A 21,513-nucleotide genomic window follows, 5' to 3' on the forward strand; every position below is an offset into this window, starting at 1 on the left:
CCGCCCGGCCCTCGGATGATGCACCCGGTACGCCTCCGCGATCTGCCGCCCCACCGAGTAGTACGGATGCAACGCCGACAACGGATCCTGAAAGATCATCGCCATGTCCCGGCCCCGCAACCGACGAATCTCCTCCTCACGCAGCCCGACCAACTGACGCCCACCGACGGAGATCTCCCCGGAAATGGTCGTCCGCTTCGCGTTGTGCAGACCCAGGATCGCCAGCGACGTCACGCTCTTACCGGAACCGGACTCCCCCACGATCCCCAGCGTGCGGCCCCGCTCGACGGCGAACGACACCCCGTCCACGGCCTTGACGACACCGTCCTCGGTGTCGAACCGCACCCGCAGATCCGTGACCCGCAGGTACGGGTCCTCGCCGCTTCGCGGCGTCGGAAGCTCCACCATGTCCGTCTCCTCCTCCTCAGCCCAGCCGGACCCGTGGGTCGATCACCGCGTACAGCACGTCGACGACGATGTTGGCGACCACGATGAACACGGCCGCCAGCAGCACCGTCGCCATCACCACCGGCAGGTTGAGGAACTGCACCGCCTCCACTGTCGCCTTGCCGAGGCCCTGGAGGCCGAAGATGGTCTCGGTGATGAACGTGCCGCCGAGGCTGGTGCCGATGTCCAGCCCGGCGATAGTGACGATCGGCGTGATCGCCGCGCGCAGCGCGTGCCGGGTGTGCACCTGCCGCGCGGGCAGCCCTTTCGCCCGGGCGGTACGGATGAAGTCCTCCGACAGGGTCTCCAGCATCTGCGCCCGGGACAGCCGGGCGTACAGCGCCGAGTTGAGGAAACCCAGCGTCATCCAGGGCAGCAGCAGCCCGGCCGCCCACCGGGCCGGGCTCTCGGTCAGCGGCGTGTAGCTGGGGAACGGCAGCAGCCCGGTGGAGTAGACCAGCAGGTAGAGCAGGATCAGACCGAAGAAGTAGACCTGCATGGACGCGCCGGCCAGGGTGACGCCGATGGCGGCGCGGTCGAACGCCGTACCCCGGCGCAGCGCCGACACCATGCCCAGCGAGATGCCGAGGCCGAGCCAGAGCACGGCGCCGCCGAGGACGATGCTGAACGTCACCGGGGCGCGCTGCGCGACGATCTCGGTGACCGGCTGGTTGTTGCGGAACGAGTAACCCAGGCAGGGCGCCGGGCAATCCTGCCGGAAGTCCCCCTCGCCGTAGGTACGGCCGGCGAAGACGCCGCCGACGAAGTCCGCGTACTGCCGGGGCAGCGGCTGGTCGATGCCGAGGCGGCGCTCGACCTGGGCGATGTCCTCGGCCGTGCAGTTCTTGCCGCACATCACCTTCGCCGGGCTGCTCGGCACCGCGAAGAAGAGACCGAATGTGACGAGGCTGATGACGACCAGGGTCAGGGCGGCGACGAGCAACCGCCGGACGACGAAACGGAGCAACGGGAGCACCTCCCCCGGGGTGGGCGCGGGGACGGCCGCCGTGGCAGCCGTCCCCGCGCGGCTGTCACTTCTTCACGTAGATGCCGTTGAGCGAGATGATCCCGAACGCGTCGCTGAGGAAGGCGTTGCCGACCTTCGAGCCGTGCAGCTCGTAGGTGGCGTCGTAGTAGCAGGGCACCACCGGCGCGTACTTCTCCATGATCATGCGGTCGAGCGCCATCCAGCCGGCGTCCTGCTCCGCGGCGGGCAGGGCGCGGACCCGGTCGATCTCCGCGCCGACCGACGCCTCGTCGAGGTACGACAGGTTCTGGTTGCCCTCGGCCACGATCTCCCGTCCGTCGTAGACCGGCGGGATGACTGTGGAGCCGGTGGGCCAGTCCGAGCCCCAGCCGGTGAGGTAGAGGTCGTAGGGGTTGTCCTTGCGGCCGACCTCGTCGTAGTAGCTGCTGTTGTCGATCGGCTTCATCACGATGTCGAAGCCCATGTCGGTGAGGTTCTTGCGCAGCGCCTCGGCCTGCTGGGTACGCAGTTCCAGGCTGGAGTGGGCGAGCACCAGCTTCGGCCGCTTTCCGGCGAGCAGCTCGGCGGTCTTCGCCTTGTCGCCGGTGACCGGGGCGTTGAACACGTCGTACGGCACGAACCCGGCGGTGGTGGGTGACATCAGCGTGGTCGCGGGTGTCCCGGCGGCCTGGCCGCCGAGCACCTTGAGCAGGGCGTCCTTGTCGACCGCGTAGTTCAGCGCGCGCCGTACGCTCAGGTCGGTGACCCGCTGGGTGTTGATGCTCAGCACCCAGTTGTACTGCGTCGGGCCGCGGACGACCCGGTCGGCGACGCCGGCGCCGGTGGTGCGGGGCAGCACCGACGGCGGCACGTCCGACCAGCTCAGCGCCGCCTGGTCGGCCGGTCCGTCGGCGACCAGCCGCTCGGCGATCTGGGCCTGCTCCAGGCCGAACGTCATCCGGACCGTGTCCGGGTACGCGTTGCGGATCGGGTCGGTCGCCGGATCCCAGTTCGGGTTGCGTTCCAGCTCCAGCGACACGTCGCGCTGGTAGGACTTCACCCGGTACGGGCCGGACGAGAACGGCCGCAGATCGTAGTTGGCGCGGGTGTCCTTGGCGGCGGGCACCGGCGCGCTGGTGGGCAGCGCCGCCGCGTACGGCATGTCGCAGTGCGGCTGCGGGAACGTGAACCGGATGGTCCGGTCGTCGGGGGTGGTGACGCCGTCGGGCACCGGCTTGCCGCCGTCGTACGGTCCCTTGTAGGTGGCGTTGTACGCCCCGCCCGGGTAGAGCCACTGCTGGATGTAGTGCGGGCCCTCGTTGAGGTTCGCCGCGAACGAGCGGGCGATGCCGTGGGCGACGTCCTTGCTGCTCACCGGCGTGCCGTCCTCGTAGCGCACGCCGTCGCGCAGCGTGAACTCCCAGACCTTGCAGTCGCCGTCGACGTCCTTGCCGGGGTTGGTGGCCAGGTCGCCGACGAGCAGCAGCTTGCCGGTGCCGTCCTCCTTGTAGCCGTTGAGCGGGCGGTAGAGCATCCCGCCGGCGACCTGCTGCACGTTGACGTAGTTGCGGGCCGGGTCGAGGTGTTCGAAGTCGGCCGGCTGCATGACGGTGAGGGTGCCGCCCCGGGACGCGCCGTCGACGGGCTTCGCCGGGCCCTGGTTGTCGGCGGCCTCGTACGAGATCGAGCCGCTCTGGGTCTTGGTCTTCTGGTCGTCGCCGCCGCTGTCGTCGGGCGTGGGGTTGCAGCCGGCGGCGGCCAGCGCCGCCGCGGCGAGGACACCTGTCAGTGTCCGGGTTCGTGCGCGCACGGTGTGCTCCCTTCGTGCCCGGCGGCCCCCGCCGGCCGGGCGTGTGATGGCCGTGGGGACTACCGGGTGGAGCGGGGATCCAGCGAGTCGCGCAGCGCGTCGCCGAGCAGGTTGAACGCCAGGACCAGCAGGAAGATCGTCAACCCGGGGAACAGGGTGTACCAGGGGTCGCTCGCGACGTAGCCGATGCTGTTGAAGATCATGCGGCCCAGGTCGGGCGTGGGTTCGGTGACGCCGATGTTGACGAACGCCAGCGCCGCCTCGATGGCGATGAACTGGGGCACCATCAGCGAGACGGTGACCAGGATCGGCGCCCAGATGTTCGGCAGCAGCTGCCGCAGCAGGATGTGCGCGGTGCCGGCACCGGCGGCCCGGGCCGCGTCGACGAACTCCCGCTCCCGCAGCGAGATCACCTGCCCGCGGACCAGCCGCGCGGTGTACGTCCAGCTGAACAGGCCGAAGGTGGCGACGATCAGCGCCACCCGGAAGGCCGGCGACGGCGCCTCCCGGTCGGAGTAGAAGCGGTCCTGCAGGATCGGGATGACCGCGAGGGCGAAGATGAGGAACGGGAACGCCAGCGTGAGGTCGATCAGCCAGTTGACGAGACTGTCCAGCCAGCCTCTGGCCCATCCGGCCAGCACACCGACCGCGACGCCGATGCACGAGGCCAGCAGCGCCGAGGTGAACGCGATGAACAGCGACGTTCGAAGACCGTAGACCAGTTGCATCAGGATGTCCCGGCCGCTGCCCGGCTCAAGGCCCAGCCAATGATCTGAACTGATCCCGCCGGCATACCCGATCGGCATTCCGAAATCGTTCAACCGGTCGACGAACTTGTCGGTCGGGTCGATTCCGGTGAGCCGCCCCAGCAGCGGCGCGCCGAGCGCCGCCACCGCGGCCACGAGGAGCGTCAGGGCGCTGACCCGGGCCGTACGGTCCCGCTTGAGCCGCAGCCAGGCGAGCTGGTTCGGTGACCGGCCGACGAACTCGGCGGTCCGGCCGGCGGGCTCCGGGCCGGCCTGGATCTCCGGGACGGAAATGGTCGCGTCGGCGGCCGTGGTCCGGGGCGGCGGGTGTGAGAGATCGCTCATGAACAGTCCCTCCGACGGGGGCGAAAACGCCCTGCCACCCGACGGTAAAGGGATACGGAGCACCGGAAAGAATCGTTACGGTAACGGCCGTTCCGGTTGTCATCCATTGACAACGATCCGGCGTACGGAATGCATCAGCGCAATAACGGGCCGATTTGGTTGTCAGCCTTTCAGGCAGGCGTCACGCTTATTCGGAATGCGTTTACGCGAGGCGCGGAAGCGGTTGTCAGCCGTTCGGGCATTCCCGTACGCCGATGTCACACCGAACGTGCGACGCGGTCGGCTGGTGTAACACTTCGTGACTCTTCGCGTTCACACCGTCCACCTAGGGTTCTCGGCGGCCCGGTTACGCACGACGGACCGGGCCACCCATCGGCCCCGCACCCCGGGGCCCCGACGGAAGGACCACCCATGCCCTTCGCCCGACGTACCGCCGCACTGGCCCTGGTCGCCGCGCTCGGCGCCCTCGCCGCGCCGGCCTCCCCCGCGCAGGCCGCGCCGCGCCCCGGCCCGCAGACCCCCTCGGTGCTGCTGCTCACCGTCGACGACGGCGCCGGCGTACGCGCCACGGTGCTGACCTGCGGGCCGACCGGCGGTCTGCACCCCGACCCGATCACCGCCTGCCGGCTCGTCGCCCGCGTCGACGGCGACCTGGACGCGCTCGACGTGGACGGCACGCCGTGCACCTCCCAGTACGCCCCGGTCGTCGCCCGCGCCGCAGGCTTCTGGCAGAACCGCCCGGTCTCCTACACGCGCACGTTCGCCAACCCCTGCCTGATGCAGCGCACCACCGCCTCCCTCTTCACCTTCTGACCCTCCCCTCTCGTTCTGGTTGATCATGAGGTTGGCGGCGGTTGCCGTCCGTTTTGTCGCCGTCAACCTCATGATCGACGGGGTGGGTGGGGTGGGTGGGGTGGGGGTGGGGTGGGTGCGGAGAATGGTGCGGGTGGACGGGGGTGCTGTGGAGGCGCGCACGGTCGGTGGCGGGCGGGAGCTGCGGGCGGACTGTTCGCGCTGCGCCGGGGTCTGCTGCGTCGCGCCGGCGTTCACCGCGTCCGCCGACTTCGCCATCGACAAGCCCGCCGGACGGCCCTGCCCGAACCTGGGCGCCGACTTCCGCTGCGGCATCCACACCGAGCTGCGGCAACGCGGCTTCCCCGGATGCACCGTGTTCGACTGCTTCGGCGCCGGCCAGCACCTCACCCGGCACACGTTCGCCGGCCGCGACTGGCGCGCCGACCCGGCCACCGCAGCGCGGATGTTCGACACCTTCGCGGTGTTGCGGCCCCTGCACGAGTTGCTCTGGTATCTGACCGAGGCGGTACGCCTGACCCCGCCCGGCCCGCTGCGCGACGAGCTGACCGCAGTGCTGGACGAGACCGGCCGGCTCGCCGACGGCACCCCTGACGAGCTGCTCGCGCTCGACGTCGACGCGCACCGGGACCGGGCCAACCGGCTCCTGTCCCGCGCCGCCGAACAGGCCCGCGCCGGGAAGGCCGGCCCGGACCGCCGGGGCGCGACGCTGATCGCTGTGGACCTGCGCCGTACGCCGCTGGCCGGGGCGAACCTACGCGGCGCCTGCCTGATCGGCGCGGACCTGCGGGGCGTACGGCTCGGCGCGGCCGACCTGACCGGCGCGGACCTGCGCGGGGCCGACCTGCGCGGCGCCGACCTGAGCGAGTGCCTGTTCACGCACCAGTCGCAGCTCGACGCCGCGCGCGGCGACCACCGCACGGTCCTGCCGCCGGGGCTGCGCCGCCCGGCCCACTGGTCCCTGACGCTGACCCCGGCCCGCCCCCGGCCACGCCCCAGCCGCCGCCGCTGACCCGCCCGGCCCACCGGTCCGGACACTGGGCGACGATCAAGGAGTTTGTGGCTGGTTCGGGGCCGGATCGGGACACAAACTCCTTGATCAACGGGGAGAAGGGGGGCCGGAGGGCGGAGGGGGCGGGGTTTGGTGGGGATGGGGTGGGGTAGGCGGCGCGGACGACTGTTGGTCGACGGGAGGGGCACCGGTGGGATATCGGGCACGCGACGGTGAGGAGCCGGTCGATCCGGCGCACGCCGAGGACGAGGCCGGGCAGGTTCCGCTGGTGCAGACGGCCGCGGACACCGACGTGCCGGCGCCCGCACCCGGCGCGCCGAAACCGGACGAGGTGACCGAGGACGACGGCTCCGGCATGGCGGGCGGCGCCTCCGGCAGCAGCTCGGGCGGCTCCTCGATGCCGACCCACCCGGACGCGGCCCGCGGACGGGACGCCGCCGGCTGAGCAGGCGCGAGCACCGGCCGGACACCAGGCCACCCGAACGTTTGCCGTCACCCGCTGCGGGCAGGAGTGCGACATGACCAGTGAAGAGTCCTTCGGCCGCGCGGCCGGCGACGAACCCGACGGCGTGACCGCGTACGAGGCGTCCCTGCGCCCGCCGGGCGAGTCCCTGCACACCACCGACGACACCGGTGACGACTTCGCCGACCTGCCCGCCGAGGACCGCCGGTCCGCGCGGGAGGTCAGCCGCGCCGGCTACGACGTCGACGCGGTCTCCGGGACCGGCGACCCGTCCGAGGAGCCGGAGGAGATCGAGGAGGGCCGGCCGCTGCGCTGACGCGTGCGCGGGGCGGCGGCCGTGCCGCTCCGCGCCTCGGTCATGCCCCGGTTCGCCAGCGCGTCGGCGCGTTCGTTCTCCGGGTGCCCGTTGTGGCCCTTCACCCACAGCCACGTCACGTCGTGCCGGGCACAGGCCGCCTCCAGCGCCTGCCACAGGTCGGCGTTCTTCACCGGCTGCTTCGCGGCAGTCAGCCAGCCGTTGCGCTTCCACGAGTTCAGCCAGCCGGTGATGCCGTTGCGCACATAGGTGCTGTCGGTGTGCAGCCGTACCGTGACCGGGCGGGTCAGGCTCTCCAGCGCCCGGATCGCGGCGGTCAGCTCCATCCGGTTGTTGGTGGTCGGGGTGGCCTCGCCGCCGCACAGCTCCCGCTCGTGCCCGCCCCAGCGCAGCACCGCGCCCCACCCGCCGGGCCCGGGATTGCCGCTGCACGCGCCGTCGGTCCAGATCTCCACGACCCGGCCGGTCTCCGCCTCCGCCATGCCCGGCAACCTACCGGGTACGCGAGCACGCGGGACCACCCGACCCGCCGCGCGCGGCTACCGTGCCGGCATGACCACTCCCCCGGACTTCGCCACCCTCTGCAACTTCCGTGACCTCGGCGGCTGGCGGACCGGCGACGGCCGCACCGTCGCCCGGGGCCGCCTCTACCGCTCCGACTCGCTGGCCAAGCTCGCCGGTGACGACCTGCAGCAGTTCGCCGCGCTCGGCGTCCGCACCGTGATCGACCTGCGCTACCCGTGGGAGATCGCCGACCGCGGCCGGGCCCCGGAGAGCCTCGGCGTCACCTGGCACAACCTGAGCATCGAGCACCGGCCGTACGTGCAGGCCGACATCGATCCCGACGTGGACCCGTGGCGCTACCTGGCCGACCGGTACGCCGAGGTGGCCGAGGACGGCGTGGCCGAGCTGCGCCGGGCGATCGAGGTGATCGCGGACGGCGAGCATCCGCTGGTGTTCCACTGCGCGTCCGGCAAGGACCGTACCGGCCTGCTCGCCGCACTGGTGCTGTCCCTGCTGGGGGTGGACGACGACCAGATCGCCGCGGACTTCGCGCTCACCGAGCACGCCACCGACCGGCTGGTCGCCGAGTGGCGGGACCGCAACGGCGGCGCGACGCCGGGCTGGCCCGCGTACGGGCGGGCGCCGGCCGAGGTCATCCGGCTGGTGCTGGCCGACCTGAGGGCCGCACACGGTTCCGTGCACGGGTACGTGACCGGCCGGCTCGGTGTCGACGCGCAGACGATCGACGCGCTGCGCGCCCGGCTGCTCACCGGCGACACGGACCCGCTGCCGACCCAGGGCACCACCGGCGCCACGCCGACGACACTCGCCCGCTGAGCGCCGCCGCCCGGCCGAGCACGCAGCGACGGAGAACCGGCGGCCGAAAAGCGAGCGACGGCGGCGCGGCGGTCTGGCACGCTGCGAAATCGTGGACACGCGGTGGGACGGCCTGCGGGCCGAGGTACGGGACACGATCGACGAGCTGGTCTCCTCCGGCCGGGAGGCCGGTGTGCAGGTCGCCGCGTACCTGGACGGGGTCGCGATCGTCTCCGAACACGCGGGGCTCGCCGACACCACCACCGGACGGCCGATGACCGCCGACACGCCCGTGCACGCGGTCTCCACCGGCAAGGGACTCACCGCCACCGTCGTGCACGTGCTCGCCGAGCGGGGACGGCTCGACTACGACCTGCCGCTCGCCGCGGTGTGGCCGGAGTTCGCCCGGCACGGCAAGGACGCCATCACGCTGCGGCACGTGCTCACCCACACCGCCGGCCTGCCCGCGCTGCCCGCCGACGTCACGCCGGAGGACTTCACCGACTGGACGCGCATGTGCGAGCTGCTGGCAGACGCGCGGCCGCTGTGGGCGCCCGGCGAGCGGCTGGCGTACCACGCCTGGACGTGGGGGTGGCTGCTCGGCGAAGTGGTCCGGCGGGTCGCCGGCGCGCCGGTGTCGCGGGTGCTCGCCGACGAGGTGGCCGGGCCGCTCGGCGTGGACCGGGAACTGTTCCTCGCCGTACCGGAGGCGGACCTGGCCCGGCTGGCCCGGCTGGAGGACGCCGGCCTGTCCGCGCTGATGACCTGGGCCGGGGCGAACCTGCCGCACTTCGACGCGGTCGCCCCGCCAGCGGTACGCCCCGACACCGTCATCGGTTCCCGCCCCGACGTGCTGCGCGCCGACGTGCCGTCGGTCGGCACGATGAGCGCCCGCGCGGTGGCCCGGATGTACGCGGCGCTGCTCGGCCCGGTCGACGGGGTACGGCTGATCTCCGCCGCGCGGATGCGGGAGGTGTCCGCCCCTGCGGTACGCGCCCAGGAGTGGGTGTTCGGCCAGGAGAGCACGTTCGGGCTCGGGTACGCGGTCGAGGACGACGGATCGTTCGGCACCGCCGGTAGCGGTGGCAGCCTCGCGTTCGCGTACCCGGATCTGGGGTTGACGGTGGCGGCGGTGCGCAACCGGCTCGGCGCGGGCGACGGCGACCCGATGGAGCAGCTGCGGGTGCTGGTGCGCGACCGCGTCACCGAACGACGCTAGCGGCGCAGGCGGGCCCGCAGCCGGCCGGCCGCGTCGCCGAGCACCGCGCCGGTCATCGGCAGCAGCGGGCTGGACCGCATCACCGCCAGGTCCTCGGCCGGGCTGGTCACGCCGTCGAGGAACCGCAGCACCCGCTCCGCCGGGTTGCGGTCGAACAGCCGCTCGAAGAACTCCACCCCGCCGACGTGCCCCCGGTCCAGCGCGCGCAGCGCCACCGCGTCCATCCACAGGTGCCGCCCCGGGTACGCGGGCGCGGGCACCGGCGGGCGGCCGGCGGCGAGCGCCCGGGCCACCTGGTCGGCCTGGCGCAGCATCGCGGAGAACGTGAACCCGGTGGACGGGCGGGTCGCCCCACCGGCGGTGCCCAGCCGCACCACCCGCGGGCTGGGACGGGGTTCGAACGGGCCGTCGGTCATCGGGATCACGCCGTCCTCGACCTCCCGCACCCGCAGCGCGGTCAGGTCCAGCCCGAGCAGGTCGGCGTAGCCGCGCAGCGCCGTGTCGTAGCCCGCGTCGTCGAGCAGGGCCGGGCCGAACTCGGTGTACTCGACCAGCGCGAACCGGTCGTCGACAGGCAGCACGTACCCGAAGGAGACGCCGCGCTGCGGCTGTGGGGTGCGGAAGTCCATCAGAACGGCCCGCTGCGGATCGAACGTCGGCCGGTCGGCGGCCAGCCACCAGCCCCGGAAGTGCTGCAACCAACTGGTCCGCCCCGGTCGTTTCGGCCGCCGGGGCCGCGAGTCGAGCACCCACCCGGCGCGCACCAGCTCACGCCCCTCGGGGTCGCAGACAGTGACCCGCTCGCCGTCGTCGTGCAGCTCCCCCGCCGGAGCGCTGATCCGGACCGCGTCCAGCCGCCGCTCGGCCGCGGCAGCCCGGTCGTAGACCGGGGCGGAGCGCAGCATGGCGTACCGCAGCGGGTCGAGCGTGAGGACGCGGCGGCCGGCGCGCGTGACCACGTCGACCTGCGACCAGCTCGCGCTCAGCAGCGGATCGAGGTCGTCACCGGGCAGGCCCCAGAACGCCCACGTGCGGTCCTGGCCGCGTTTGTGCACCGGGTCGACCACCGCGACCCGCAGCCCGGTCACGTCGTAGCGGTCCAGCGCGGCCAGGACCAGGGACGCGGCGCCGCCGCCGCCGACCAGCGCGAGGTCGACGTCGACCGCTGAGGATGCCTGCACCCGACCACGCTGTCACATCGGCGGGCGCGGCCCTCGGCCGACCCGCGCTCAGGCCACCGGGGCGGGCTCCTGCGGGGCCGGCTGGGCGTAGGCGGCGGCCACCGTCGCCCGGTCGAAGACCCGCCACGTCGCGGCGATCACCGCGACCGCCACCACGAAACCCACCCAGTACGGCGCGGTGATGCCGAACCGGGCCGCCACCACACCGCCCAGCAGCGCGCCGACGCAGTTTCCGCCCGCCGCGACGAACAACGTGGTGCTGCCGACCCGGCCCATCAACGCGGGCGGGGTGAGCCGCTGCCGCAGCGAGTTCGCCACGATGTTCCACAGCGCGCTGTGCGCCCCGAACGCGAACAGCGCGAACCCGACCACGGCGGCGCTGCGGGACGCGGCCAGCGCCAGGTGCAGTCCCGCCTCGACCAGCAGCCCGGTCCGCACCGTCCAGGTGGGCGTGATCGCGGCGATCAGCCGGTCCCCCACCACCGAGCCGAGCACGCCGCCCACTGCCATGCAGGTGAACAACGCGCCGTAGCCGACCGAGCCGAGACCCAGCCGTTCGGTGGCGAGCAGCACCAGCACCGCCACGGCGGCGGTGAGCGTGACGTTGAGCAGGCCGATCAGCACGGTCATGGTGCGCAGCAGCCGCTGCCCCCACAGCCAGCGGAACCCCTCCGCGACCTCCGCCCGCGCCGAACGCCGCCCGTCCGGCGCCGGCCCGGCACGGTACGTCCCGGCGAGCAGCCCGACCAGCACGGCGCTGAGCGCGTACGTGCCGGCGTTCAGGGCGAACGGCAGCGACGCCGCCAGCACGAACAGGAACCCGCCGAGCGGGCCGGCGATCATGTTCTGCATCACCTGGGTGCCGCCGCCCAGCCACCCGTTGGCGCGTTCCAGCAGCGAGCGCGGCACCACCGCCGGCAGCACCGCCTGCGCGGCGGTCCGGAACACCACCTCGCCGGTGTTCACCACGAACAGCACCGCGTACAGCAGCGCGATCCCGGCCCGGTCGGCCAGCATCGCCGCCGCGAGCACGGCGAGCGCGCCGACGCGTACCCAGTCGATGAGCACCATCAGCCGCCGCCGGTCCACCCGGTCGGCCAGCACGCCGCCGGGCAGCGCGAACAGCAGCCACGGCAGCCACGACACCGCCGCCCCGGCCGACACCACCAGCGGATCGTCGGTGAGCGACGCCACGTACAGCGGCGCGGCCACAGTCGCCGTCCCGCTGCCCAGCGCGGACAGCGTGCTCGCCGTCCACAGTCGGGCGAAGCGCCCGCCGAGCCGTTCCCCCGTCACGGCGAGGCAACCTACCAGCGGCGACGAACCCTGCCGACCGGTTTATCCGGGGCGGTGGGAGTTGAGGCGGGCCGCCTGCCGGTTGAGGTGGTCGCGTTCGGCCAGGCTGGTCGCGCGACGGGCCGCGTCGGCGTACAGGCCGGCTGCCCGCTCCGGGTCGCCGTCGCGTTCGTGCAGGTACGCGGCCACCGCCGTGTACCGGGGCAGCGTTTCGTCAAGCGCCGCGAGCGCCGCCAGCCCGGCGCGCGGGCCGTCCGCCTCGCCGACCGCGACCGCCCGGTTGAGCCGGGCGATCGGGTTGCCGGTCAGGCGCACCAGCTCGTCGTACCACTCGACGATCTGCACCCAGTCGGTCTCCGCGGCGGTGGGCGCGTCCGCGTGCAGTGCCGCGATCGCGGCCTGGGCCTGGAACTCGCCGAGCCGGTCGCGGGACAGCGCGGTCTGCAGGATGCCCACGCCCTCGGCGATCAGCGCGGTGTCCCACCGGCTGCGGTCCTGCTCGGCCAGCGGCACCAGGCTGCCGTCGGGCGCGGTCCGGCCGGCCCGGCGGGCGTGGTGCAGCAGCATGAGCGCGAGCAGCCCGGCCACCTCGGGATGGTCGATCGCGGCGGCGAGCTGTCGGGTGAGCCGGATCGCCTCGGCGGCCAGGTCCACGTCGCCGGAGTAGCCCTCGTTGAACACCAGGTACAGCACGCGCAGCACGGTGGCGACGTCACCGGGCTGGTCGAGGCGAACCCCGGAGACGGTGCGCTTGGCCCGGCTGATCCGCTGCGCCATGGTGGCCTCCGGCACCAGGTACGCCTGCGCGATCTGCCGGGTGGTGAGCCCGCCGACGGCGCGCAGCGTCAACGCGACGGCCGACGACGGGCTCAGCGACGGATGCGCGCAGAGGAAGTAGAGCCGCAGCGTGTCGTCCACGGCGGGCACCGGGCCGGGCGGCGGCTCCTCGTCGATCAGGTCCTCCCGTCGGCGCCGGGCGGCGTCGGCGCGGACCGCGTCCAGGAACCGCCGCCACGCCACTGTGACCAGCCAGCCCAAGGGGTCGCGGGGCGGGTCGGCCGGCCAGACACGCAGCGCCTCGATCAGCGCGTCCTGCACGGCGTCCTCGGCCGCCGCGAAGTCTGCTCCGCGGCGGACGAGGACACCGAGTACGCCCGGGATGAGGCTGCGGAGCGCGACCTCGTCCATCGGACGGGTCACTCGGTGATGGTCGGCGGCGCGGTCAGGAACGGGCGCAGCTCCAGCCACTCGTGGATCGGCTTGCCGCCCTGCCCGGGCGCGGCCGACAGCTCGGCGGCGAGTTCGAGGGCACGCTCGTAGCTGTCCACGTCGATCACCATCCAGCCGGCGATCAGGTCCTTCGTCTCGGCGAACGGGCCGTCGGTGACCGGCGGTCGGCCCTCGCCGTCGTAGCGGACGAACGTGCCCTCCGGGGCGAGCGCCTGGCCGTCGACGTACTCGCCGCTCTCCTGCAGCCGGGCGGCGAACTCCTGCATGTAGTTCACGTGCGCGGAGATCTCCTCCGGCGTCCACTTGTCGATCATCGGCATGTCGGTGACCGGGGTCGGGCCGCCGCGGTAGTGCTTCAGGAGCAGGTACTTCATCTGTGTCTCCTCGTGGAGGGTGCGACCCATTCTGGCCGCGTTCACTCCGGGGACGAAGCCGCCTGCCCGTTCTCGACATCGGTGGCGGAGGAATTTCGAGCGTCACATCGCGTAAGGCATCCTAGGAGGCTAGTTCTGGAGGCCGGGCCGCCTGCCCCCGTCGCGGCGGCCCGGCCCGTCAGGCGGCGGCGCCGCGGCGCAGGCCGGTGATCAGCACCGTGCCCGCGACCAGGTGAAACGCCACCAGCGTCAGCGTCGCCGCTCGGCCGACTCCCCCGCCCAGCGGCCCGAGCAGCGACACCAGCAGCACCAGGCCCGCGACCACCGTCCAGACGGTCCGGGCGCGGGCGGTGAGCCGCTCCAGCAGGGCCAGCAGCGCCCAGCCGGACAGCCCGGCGAGCAGCGTGCTCACCGCCACCGCCACCGGCGTCACCCGCTGCACGTCCGAACCGGTGCGCGCGGTCAGATCCACCCCGGCCAGCGGCACCGCGACCACCCAGCCCAGCAGCGTGGCCACGGTGGCGGCGAGCACCGTCAGCAGCCGCACCCGGCGGCGGGTCGGGCGGGTGGCGGCGGTCGGAATCGTGGTTTCCATCGGTAGCTCCTCGGTATCCGGACGACTGCCGCCGACGCTAGGTCCGGCGGGCCGCCGCGCGGATCGGGCCACGGAGCGGTTCCCGGCTCCGTCGCCGGACCGATCACCGGCCCGGATCTCGGTCTGGCGACCGATGAGAAGCGGTGCGCCCGCGGCCTAGCATCCGGACATGAGGTGCGCGTCCCGGTCCCGGCTCCTGCTGCTGCTCGACGGCGGCATCGCCACCGTGAGCCTCGCCGTGTGCCTGCTCGCGCTGCTGGCCTCCGACGCCGGCCCGGACACGACCGGCGCGACCGCCGTCGCGGTCGGCCTCGCCGTCGCGCAGGCCGGCTGTCTGCTGTGGATCCGGCGCCACCCGGGGTACGCCCTCGGCGTCGCCGCGCTCGCCGGCGTCGGCCTCGAGGCGCTCTGCCCGCAGCTCGGCTGGCTCGGCCTGGTCGCGGTGCCGATGGCGTACGTGGCCCGGCTGCGCCCGCCCCGGTACTCGCTCGTCGCGCTCGGGCTGCTGCTCGCGCCCACGCCGTGGAAGCTGGTCACCGGCGGCTGGCGGGACCTGCTGCTGGCGGTGACCGCGCTGGGCCTGAGCTGGACGCTCGGCGAACTGCAACGGGGCCAGGCGCAACGGCGCGGCGAGCGCGAACGGCAGGTACGCGCCGCCGAACGGGAGCGGATCTCCCGGGAGCTGCACGACGTGGTGGCGCACCACGTCGCGGTCATCGCGGTGCAGGCCGCCGCCGCCGAGGACGTGTTCGACGAGCAGCCGGAGCAGGCCCGCGCCGCGCTCGCCGCGATCGACACGGCGGCCCGGTCGGCGCTGACCGAACTGCGGGCCATGCTGCACGCGCTCGCCCTCGACGACGGGTCCGAACCGGACGGACCGCAGCCGGGACTGGCTCAACTCGACGCGCTCGCCGACGCGGTACGGGCGGTGGGCCTGCGGGTGACGCTGCGGCGCGACGACGACGGCGAGGCGCTGCCCGGCGGGGTGCAGCTGTCGGCGTACCGGATCGTGCAGGAGTCGCTGACGAACGCGCTGCGCCACGGGCATGCCACCCGCGCCGACGTGGACGTCGATTACCGCGACGGCGTACTGCGGCTGGAGGTCGTCAACGACGGCCCGGCGCCCGCCCGCCGCCCCGGCACGACCACCGGGCGCGGCATCGTCGGCATGCGGGAACGGGCCCGGCTGCTCGGCGGCACACTCGACGCCGGCCCGCTGCCGGCCGGCGGATTCCGGGTCCACGCCCGGCTGCCGGTGGAGGCGGCCCGATGACGGTACGGGTGGTCATCGCCGACGACCAGGAGCTGATCCGCGCCGGGCTGCGCACAGTCCTCGACGCGCGGCCCGACCTGAGCGTGGTCGGCGAGGCCGCCGACGGGGTCGAGGCGGTCGCGGTGGCGACGCGTACGCGGCCGGACGTGGTGCTGATGGACGTGCGGATGCCCCGCCGCGACGGCATCGCCGCCACCCGCGACCTGGTGGCCGCCGGCAACCCGGCCAAGGTGGTCATGCTGACCACGTTCGACCTGGACGAACACGTCTACGCCGCGCTGCGCGCCGGGGCCAGCGCGTTCCTGCTCAAGGACACCCGCCCGGCCGACCTCGCCGAGGCGGTACGCGTGGTGGCCCGGGGCGAGGCGCTGCTCGCGCCGACTGTGACCCGGCGGCTGCTGGACCGGTACGCCGACCGGCTTCCCGCGCCCACGCCCACCGGTGACGCCCTCGCCGTGCTGACCGCCCGCGAACGGGAGGTGCTGACGCTCACCGCGCGGGCACTGTCCAATGCGGAGATCGCCGCCCGGCTGCACCTGAGCACCGCCACCGTGAAGACACACGTCTCGGCGATCCTCACCAAGCTGGGCCTGCGCGACCGGATCCAGGCGGTGGTGCTCGCGTACGACACCGGGCTGGTCCGGCCGGAACCGCCCGTCCGGTAGGCGCGAAACGGACAGCGGACCCAGACACGGCGAAGCGGGACGGCTCGCCGTCCGGCCTGGCCCGGCATTTCCACCCTCCGACGGCGGCAGGGAGCACACCGGACGGCAACGAAGATTTCTCAATTACCCCCAGTGACCGCCGCAACCCTCCTAGTGTTGGCCACACCGGTGCTCGTCACGGAGTTGGCCACCCGAACGACGTCCCACGCCTACAGCGGACGAAAAGTGAGGGAAGACGCGGATGAAGGCACAGTCATTTCTCGGATCGGCGGCGTTCGGCGTGGGCCTCGGCGCACTGCTGCTCCCGGCCGCCGCGCTGGCGGACACCAGAGTCTCACCCGCCGCCACCCCGGTCGGCGGCACCGTCGTGCTGACCACCACGTGCAACCCGAACGCCGGTGACGCGATCTTCCGGGTCACCGGCCCGGACCGGGACCAGAACGTCCGGTCCACCACTGCGGCCGCGGGCGGTGGCCTGAGCGCCGAGCTGTTCACCGCCGGGTTCACGCTCGGCACGTACACCGTCGCCACCACGTGCGGCGACGGCAGCGACGGCGGCAGCGCCACGTTCACCGTCACCCCGATCGGCGGCGCGCAGGCCGGTGGCGGCGGGCGCGACGGCGACACCGGGGTGCTGGTCGCCGGGGGCGTGCTGGCCGCCGGGGCGCTCGCCGGTGGCGCATACGCGGTCATCCGCCGACGCCGCGCGGGCGCCGTCGCCTGACCGGATCGTCGAGCGGTCCGCCCGCGCCGGAGCACCCGGCGCGGGCGGCACGTCCCTGTCGGACGGAGGTGGGATGCTGTCGGAGTCGCAGCGCCGGTCGCGGCTGCGCACCGCCGTCGTGGTCACCGCCGTCACCGTCGCCGCCGCCACCGGCACCGGACTGGTCTCGGCCGGGCTCGGCACCACGTCGACGCCACCGCCACAGCCCGGCGTCTCCGCCGCGCCCGCCACCGAACGACCGGGTACGGCAGGTCCGGCGCTCCCCCGCGCCACACCGGTGCGGGTGACCATCCCGCGCATCGGCGTGGACGCCGAGATCGTGCCGGTGGCCACCGACGCCGACGGCGCGCTGGAAGTGCCGCCGCTGGAACGCCCCGAGGTCACCGGCTGGTACCACCCCGGTCCCGCCCCCGGCCAGGCCGGCAACGCGGTGCTGGTCGGGCACGTCGACTCGCAGCACGGCCCGGCGGTCTTCTTCGACCTCGGCCGGCTGCGCCCCGGCGACACGATCCGGGTGCTGCGCGCCGACGGCCGGACGGCGGCGTTCACCGTGGACGGCGTCGGGGCGTACCCGAAGGAACGCTTCCCCACCACGCGGGTCTACGGCGGCGACGCTGCTGCGCGGCTGCGTTTGATCACGTGCGGCGGGCGGTTCGACCCGCGGACCGGCAGCTACCCGGACAACATCGTGGTCTTCGCCACCGCTACCCGCTGACGCTCAGCCTTCCAGGTCGGCCAGTTCCGCGTCGAGCAGCTTCGCCAGCAGCGCCACCCGGCCCGGGTCGTTGTCGGCGGTGATGTTCCGGCTGGGCATCTCGACGGTCATCAGCAGGTAGAGGTACAGCCGGTACAACCCGAGCCGCCGCCGCGCCCCGGCGTCGAGCGGGAACGGCGCCGCCGCCCGGTAGGCGCGCACCAGCGGGTCGTCCGGCTCGTCCTCGGCGCGGCGGAACAGCAGCGGCGACACCAGGTCCATCAGCGGATCGCCCCACAGGTAGCGTTCGCCGTCGACCAGGCCGGTGAGCCGGGGCGTGCCGTCCGGCCCGTCCACGGCGAGCACGTTGCCGGCCCAGCCGTCGAAGTGCAGCAGCGCCGGACGGCGTACCGCGTCGAGCACCGCCGCGTGCCGCGCCACCAGCTCCCGGATCCGGGACGCCGGCACCGGCAGCGGCACCGCCCAGTCGGCGGCGTCGGCGAGCATGTCGTCCACCATCGCCGTGTACGCGTCCCGCCAGGTAGCCCCGTGCGCCCGGTCGCCGTCGTAGCCGTACCGCTCGCCGGTGACGGCGTGCAGCGCGGCGAGCGCGCGGCCGAACTCCTCGCGCAGCGGCCCGACGTCCGCGCCGGCCTGGCTCAGGTCCCAGAGGGTACGACCTGGTAGCCGCGCCATGAGCAGCCAGTCGCCCAGCTCGGGGTCGGTTCCGTGGTGCAGCAGCACCGGCGTCGGCACCCCCGGTGCGCGGTCGGCCACCAGGCGCAGGTAGTGCGCCTCCGCGCCGACCATGTCCCGCTCGTAGCGCAGCAGCGGCACGTGCGGCGGCGGACCGACCTTGAGCACCACGTCCCGGCCGTCGGTGAGGCGTACCTGCCAGACGGCGGCGAAGCCGCCACCGGTCAGCGGGCCGCAGTCGGCCACCTCGACGCCGGGCCCGAGCGAGGCGGTGAGGTATCGGCGGACCTGATCGGGGTCGAGGACACGCTGAGTCGGACTCACGCTCATGGTCCGGGAAGCCTACTGGGTTGAGGTGTAAGGAGGGGCCCCCTGTTAACGCCTCCGGTAGAGGAAGGGCCCCTTGTTAACACCTCCCCGAGGCTTGGGAGAATCGCGGCATGGCGAGACGGGGTGAACGGACGGCGGCATGCCCGTGCGGCACCGGCCGGCCGTACGCGGACTGCTGCGCCCCGGTCCACCGGGGCGAGGCGACGGCGGCGACCGCGGAGGCGCTGATGCGGTCCCGGTTCAGCGCGTTCGCGCTCGGCGACGCCGCCTACCTGCGGCACAGCTGGCACCCCAGCACCCGGCCCGACCGGCTGGAGCTGGACCCGGGCACGCGCTGGACCCGGCTGGAGATCGTGGAGACCGGTCAGGGCGGCCTGTTCGACAGCGCCGGCACGGTCCGGTTCCGGGCGCACTACCGCGAGGGTGGCCGGGCGGGCGTGCTGGCCGAGCACAGCCGCTTCGCCCGCGAGGACGGCCGCTGGGTCTACCTGGACGCGCTGCCCGAGTGACGCCTCCCCGGCACCGACGCGCGCAGCCTGCGGCGGCGGGTGTTAACAAGGGGCCCTTCCTCTACCGGAGGCGTTAACAAGGGGCCCTTCCTTTCGCCTAGGCCGGGCGCGGGGCGGGCTGGGCCAGCTCGGCGATCTCGCGCGGCAGCTGGGACAGCGCCCGGTTGAACTGGGCGGGCCCGACCACCCGGTGCAGCGCCTGCAGCACCGCCCGCGCGCCGCGCTCGGCGTCGGACGGGGTCGCGCCGGAGCGCTCGGCGACCCGGCGCAGGAACTCGTCATACCCGAAGACCTCCGGGTCCTCGACCCGGGCGCGCGCCAGCAACGGACGCAGCTCGTGCGCGACGTGCGCGGACAGGTCGTCGGCCTCGCCGCCGCTGATCCGTTCGGCGAGCGTGCGCAGCGTCGCCTCGGTCAGCGCGCGGGCCGTCTCGACCGGTACGCCGGCGCGGGCGGACACCCGCGCGTAGAACTCCGGTTCGGCCATCGTCTGTCCTCCCGTCGCAACGGCAGCGTGGCTACCCGCCGCCGGCCTCGGCAAACACCGCCGCTGACCTGGCCCCGGCGACCAGGCGTTCAGGCCAGGGCCCGCGCCGCCGAGACGATCGCGCCGACGCCGATGCCGGCCCGGTCGAACTGCTGGGCGGGGGTGCCGGAGCCGGGCAGCCCGCGTACCGCCAGGTGGTTGACCCGGGACGGTTCGCCCAGGTCGGCGAGCGCCTCCAGCACCGCTGAGCCCAGCCCGCCCTCCGGGTAGTGGTCCTCGACCACCACCAGCCGCCCGCCGGTCTCCACCACGGTCTCGGCGAGGCGCTGCCGGTCCACCGGCTTGATCGAGTACATGTCGATCACGCGCGCGTCGATGCCCTCGCGGGTCAGTTCGTCGGCGGCGGTGAGGCAGAGGTGCACCGTCACGCCGGTGCCGAGCAGCGCCACGTCGCCGCCGTCGCGCACCATTCGGCTGCCGCCGATCGGGAACGGCTCGCCGTCGTCGTAGAGCACCGGGTACTTGCCGCGCGTGGTGCGCAGGTAGGTGATGCCCGGGTGGTCGGCCATCTGGGCGACCAGCGCCGCGCAGGAGACCGCGTCGGCCGGGCTGAGCACCGTGGAGCCGGGCACTGCGCGAAGCGCCGCGATGTCCTCCAGCCCCATCTGGGACGGGCCGTCCGGGCCGATCTCGACCCCGGCGTGCGAGCCGACCAGCGCGATGTCGGCCCGGGACACCCCGGCCATCCGGATGAAGTCGTACGCCCGGGACCAGAACGCGGCGAACGTCGCCGCGAATGGCCGGTAGCCGCGTACCGCCAGGCCCACCGCCGCGGCGGCGAGCTGCTGCTCGGCGATGAACATCTGGAAGAACCGATCGGGGTACGCGGCGGCGAAGCTCTCCGCCCGGGTGGAGTCGCTGACCTCTCCGTCGAGCGCGACCACGTCGGGCCGGGCGGCGCCGAGGGCGCGCAGCGCGTCGCCGTACGCGTTCCGGGTGGCCACCTTCGTCCCGCGCTCGTACCGGGGCAGCTCCGGCTGCCGGTGCTCGGCGGCGGCGGTGCGCGGCGCGGCGGGGGGTTTCGGTCCGGCGACCCGGATCCGGCGGGGGCCGCCGAGCGCCCGTACGGCCCGGTCGGCCAGTTCCGGGTCGAAGGCCTTGCCGTGCCAGGCCGGGTCGTTCTCCACCTCCGGCACGCCCTTGCCCTTGACCGTGCGGGCCAGCACCACCGTCGGCCCGGTGGCCTCGCGTGCCTGCCCGTACGCCTCGTCGATCGCGCCCAGGTCGTGGCCGTCGACGACGATCGCCCGGCAGCCGAACGCCTCGACACGACGCCGGTAGGTGTCCAGGTCCCACTCCAGCTCGGTGGGGCCGCGCTGGCCGAACCGGTTGACGTCCACGATCGTGGTGAGGTTGCGCAGCCCGTAGTGCCCGGCCTTGTCCAGCGCCTCCCACACCGATCCCTCGGCGGTCTCGCTGTCGCCGCAGAGCACCCAGACGTGCGCGGGTGACCGGTCGAGGTACTGGGCGGCGAGCGCCACCCCGACGCCGACCGGCAGCCCCTGCCCGAGTGAGCCGGTGGCGACGTCGACCCAGGGCAGCACCGGCGTGGGGTGGCCCTGCAGGCGCGACCCGGCCTGCCGGTACGTCTCCAGCAGCTCCTGCTCGCTGATCGCGCCGGTGGCCCGGAACACCGCGTACAGCAGCGGCGAGGCGTGCCCCTTGGAGAGGATCAGGTGGTCGTTGCCGGGGTTGCCCGGGTAGGACCAGTCGTAGCGCAGGTGCCGGGCGACCAGCACGGCGAGCAGGTCGGCGGCGGAGAGACTCGATGTCGGGTGCCCGGAGCCGGCCATCGTGCTGCACCGGATGGCGTCCACCCGGAGTTGGGCGGCCAGCTCCGCCAGCCCGGTCAGGTCCTCGTCGCGCAGTGTGCGCTCTGCTTCCAACGTCACCGCGATCGTCTCCCCGGGGTCGCCGATTTTCCGGACCCACGCTAGGCCG

At 73.8% G+C, this 21,513-nt stretch carries 24 protein-coding genes; 11 read left to right on the forward strand and 13 right to left on the reverse strand.

From position 1 onward, the window contains the following. From HA073_RS27385 to HA073_RS27400, 4 genes are all read right to left on the reverse strand, one after another. Positions 1-408 (reverse strand): ATP-binding cassette domain-containing protein (locus HA073_RS27385; protein WP_166457613.1); only part of this gene is annotated, 408 nt, incomplete at its 3' end. A gap of 16 nt (positions 409-424) precedes the next feature. Next, positions 425-1,414, reverse strand: coding sequence for an ABC transporter permease (locus HA073_RS27390; RefSeq protein WP_043330115.1), 990 nt, complete (start codon positions 1,412-1,414; stop codon positions 425-427). A 64-nt stretch (positions 1,415-1,478) separates the two neighbouring features. Beyond that, positions 1,479-3,224, reverse strand: a complete 1,746-nt coding sequence (locus HA073_RS27395; RefSeq protein WP_166457614.1) for an ABC transporter substrate-binding protein — start codon at positions 3,222-3,224, stop codon at positions 1,479-1,481. A 59-nt stretch (positions 3,225-3,283) separates the two neighbouring features. Beyond that, a complete protein-coding gene (locus HA073_RS27400) occupies positions 3,284-4,315 on the reverse strand; it encodes an ABC transporter permease (RefSeq protein WP_166457615.1) in 1,032 nt (343 codons plus the stop codon). A gap of 411 nt (positions 4,316-4,726) precedes the next feature. Between HA073_RS27400 and HA073_RS27405 the strand changes: the two genes are divergently transcribed. The 4 genes from HA073_RS27405 (at position 4,727) to HA073_RS27420 (ending at position 6,919) form a co-directional block, all read left to right on the forward strand. Continuing rightward, a complete protein-coding gene (locus tag HA073_RS27405) occupies positions 4,727-5,128 on the forward strand; it encodes an SSI family serine proteinase inhibitor (RefSeq protein WP_166457616.1) in 402 nt (133 codons plus the stop codon). Positions 5,129-5,252: 124 nt separating this feature from the next. After that, on the forward strand, positions 5,253-6,140 hold the full coding sequence (locus HA073_RS27410) for a pentapeptide repeat-containing protein (RefSeq protein WP_166457649.1): 888 nt from the start codon (positions 5,253-5,255) through the stop codon (positions 6,138-6,140). A gap of 190 nt (positions 6,141-6,330) precedes the next feature. Then, on the forward strand, positions 6,331-6,585 hold the full coding sequence (locus tag HA073_RS27415; RefSeq protein ID WP_104115932.1) for a preprotein translocase YidC: 255 nt from the start codon (positions 6,331-6,333) through the stop codon (positions 6,583-6,585). 73 nt (positions 6,586-6,658) lie between these two features. Beyond that, positions 6,659-6,919: a hypothetical protein gene (locus tag HA073_RS27420; protein WP_043323893.1), complete on the forward strand. Its 261-nt coding sequence runs from the start codon at positions 6,659-6,661 to the stop codon at positions 6,917-6,919. Here the strand turns inward: HA073_RS27420 and rnhA are convergent. After that, positions 6,838-7,401, reverse strand: a complete 564-nt coding sequence (gene rnhA / locus HA073_RS27425; RefSeq protein WP_166457617.1) for a ribonuclease HI — start codon at positions 7,399-7,401, stop codon at positions 6,838-6,840. The genes HA073_RS27420 and rnhA overlap by 82 nt on opposite strands. A 70-nt stretch (positions 7,402-7,471) precedes the next feature. Here rnhA and HA073_RS27430 point away from each other — a divergent pair, with 70 nt between their 5' ends. Then, on the forward strand, positions 7,472-8,260 hold the full coding sequence (locus HA073_RS27430) for a tyrosine-protein phosphatase (protein ID WP_166457618.1): 789 nt from the start codon (positions 7,472-7,474) through the stop codon (positions 8,258-8,260). Positions 8,261-8,351: 91 nt separating this feature from the next. After that, entirely contained in the window at positions 8,352-9,458 is a 1,107-nt protein-coding gene (locus HA073_RS27435; RefSeq protein WP_281606071.1) for a serine hydrolase, read from the forward strand. Here HA073_RS27435 and HA073_RS27440 read toward each other — a convergent pair. The 5 genes from HA073_RS27440 to HA073_RS27460 form a co-directional block, all read right to left on the reverse strand. Further along, complete coding sequence (locus tag HA073_RS27440; protein WP_166457619.1) at positions 9,455-10,639, reverse strand: lycopene cyclase family protein; 1,185 nt, start codon at positions 10,637-10,639, stop codon at positions 9,455-9,457. The two genes, HA073_RS27435 and HA073_RS27440, sit on opposite strands and share 4 nt — an antisense overlap. A 48-nt stretch (positions 10,640-10,687) precedes the next feature. Further along, entirely contained in the window at positions 10,688-11,935 is a 1,248-nt protein-coding gene (locus tag HA073_RS27445; RefSeq protein ID WP_043323888.1) for an MFS transporter, read from the reverse strand. Between the two features lie 42 nt (positions 11,936-11,977). Continuing rightward, positions 11,978-13,123: an RNA polymerase sigma factor gene (locus HA073_RS27450; protein WP_166457651.1), complete on the reverse strand. Its 1,146-nt coding sequence runs from the start codon at positions 13,121-13,123 to the stop codon at positions 11,978-11,980. 8 nt (positions 13,124-13,131) lie between these two features. After that, on the reverse strand, positions 13,132-13,539 hold the full coding sequence (locus HA073_RS27455; protein ID WP_043323886.1) for a YciI family protein: 408 nt from the start codon (positions 13,537-13,539) through the stop codon (positions 13,132-13,134). A gap of 178 nt (positions 13,540-13,717) precedes the next feature. Continuing rightward, positions 13,718-14,134, reverse strand: a complete 417-nt coding sequence (locus HA073_RS27460; RefSeq protein WP_166457620.1) for a DUF6069 family protein — start codon at positions 14,132-14,134, stop codon at positions 13,718-13,720. A 169-nt stretch (positions 14,135-14,303) separates the two neighbouring features. Between HA073_RS27460 and HA073_RS27465 the strand changes: the two genes are divergently transcribed. The 4 genes from HA073_RS27465 to HA073_RS27480 all read left to right on the forward strand — a co-directional run bounded on the left by HA073_RS27465 (position 14,304) and on the right by HA073_RS27480 (position 17,511). Next, entirely contained in the window at positions 14,304-15,407 is a 1,104-nt protein-coding gene (locus HA073_RS27465) for a sensor histidine kinase (RefSeq protein ID WP_166457621.1), read from the forward strand. Next, positions 15,404-16,072: a response regulator transcription factor gene (locus tag HA073_RS27470; RefSeq protein ID WP_069088645.1), complete on the forward strand. Its 669-nt coding sequence runs from the start codon at positions 15,404-15,406 to the stop codon at positions 16,070-16,072. Before HA073_RS27465 ends, HA073_RS27470 begins: the two co-directional genes overlap by 4 nt. A gap of 241 nt (positions 16,073-16,313) precedes the next feature. Further along, on the forward strand, positions 16,314-16,796 hold the full coding sequence (locus HA073_RS27475; protein ID WP_043323881.1) for a hypothetical protein: 483 nt from the start codon (positions 16,314-16,316) through the stop codon (positions 16,794-16,796). A 73-nt stretch (positions 16,797-16,869) separates the two neighbouring features. Next, entirely contained in the window at positions 16,870-17,511 is a 642-nt protein-coding gene (locus HA073_RS27480) for a class F sortase (protein WP_043330111.1), read from the forward strand. A gap of 3 nt (positions 17,512-17,514) precedes the next feature. Here the strand turns inward: HA073_RS27480 and HA073_RS27485 are convergent, their stop codons facing one another. Further along, complete coding sequence (locus HA073_RS27485; protein ID WP_166457622.1) at positions 17,515-18,516, reverse strand: phosphotransferase family protein; 1,002 nt, start codon at positions 18,514-18,516, stop codon at positions 17,515-17,517. Between the two features lie 110 nt (positions 18,517-18,626). On the opposite strand from HA073_RS27485, the gene HA073_RS27490 reads away from it, so the two are divergent. Then, positions 18,627-19,025, forward strand: a complete 399-nt coding sequence (locus tag HA073_RS27490) for a YchJ family protein (protein ID WP_043323878.1) — start codon at positions 18,627-18,629, stop codon at positions 19,023-19,025. Between the two features lie 97 nt (positions 19,026-19,122). Here HA073_RS27490 and HA073_RS27495 read toward each other — a convergent pair whose 3' ends face one another. Both HA073_RS27495 and HA073_RS27500 read right to left on the reverse strand, forming a co-directional pair. Then, positions 19,123-19,512 carry a DUF2267 domain-containing protein gene (locus HA073_RS27495; RefSeq protein WP_043323876.1) on the reverse strand — a complete coding sequence of 130 codons (390 nt, stop codon included), beginning with the start codon at positions 19,510-19,512 and terminating at the stop codon, positions 19,123-19,125. 89 nt (positions 19,513-19,601) lie between these two features. Further along, entirely contained in the window at positions 19,602-21,464 is a 1,863-nt protein-coding gene (locus HA073_RS27500; protein WP_064445888.1) for a transketolase, read from the reverse strand. Positions 21,465-21,513: the final 49 nt, after the last annotated feature.

This window comes from Micromonospora sp. CMU55-4 (assembly GCF_011602315.1).
GTDB classification, from domain to species: Bacteria; Actinomycetota; Actinomycetes; order Mycobacteriales; family Micromonosporaceae; genus Micromonospora; species Micromonospora chalcea.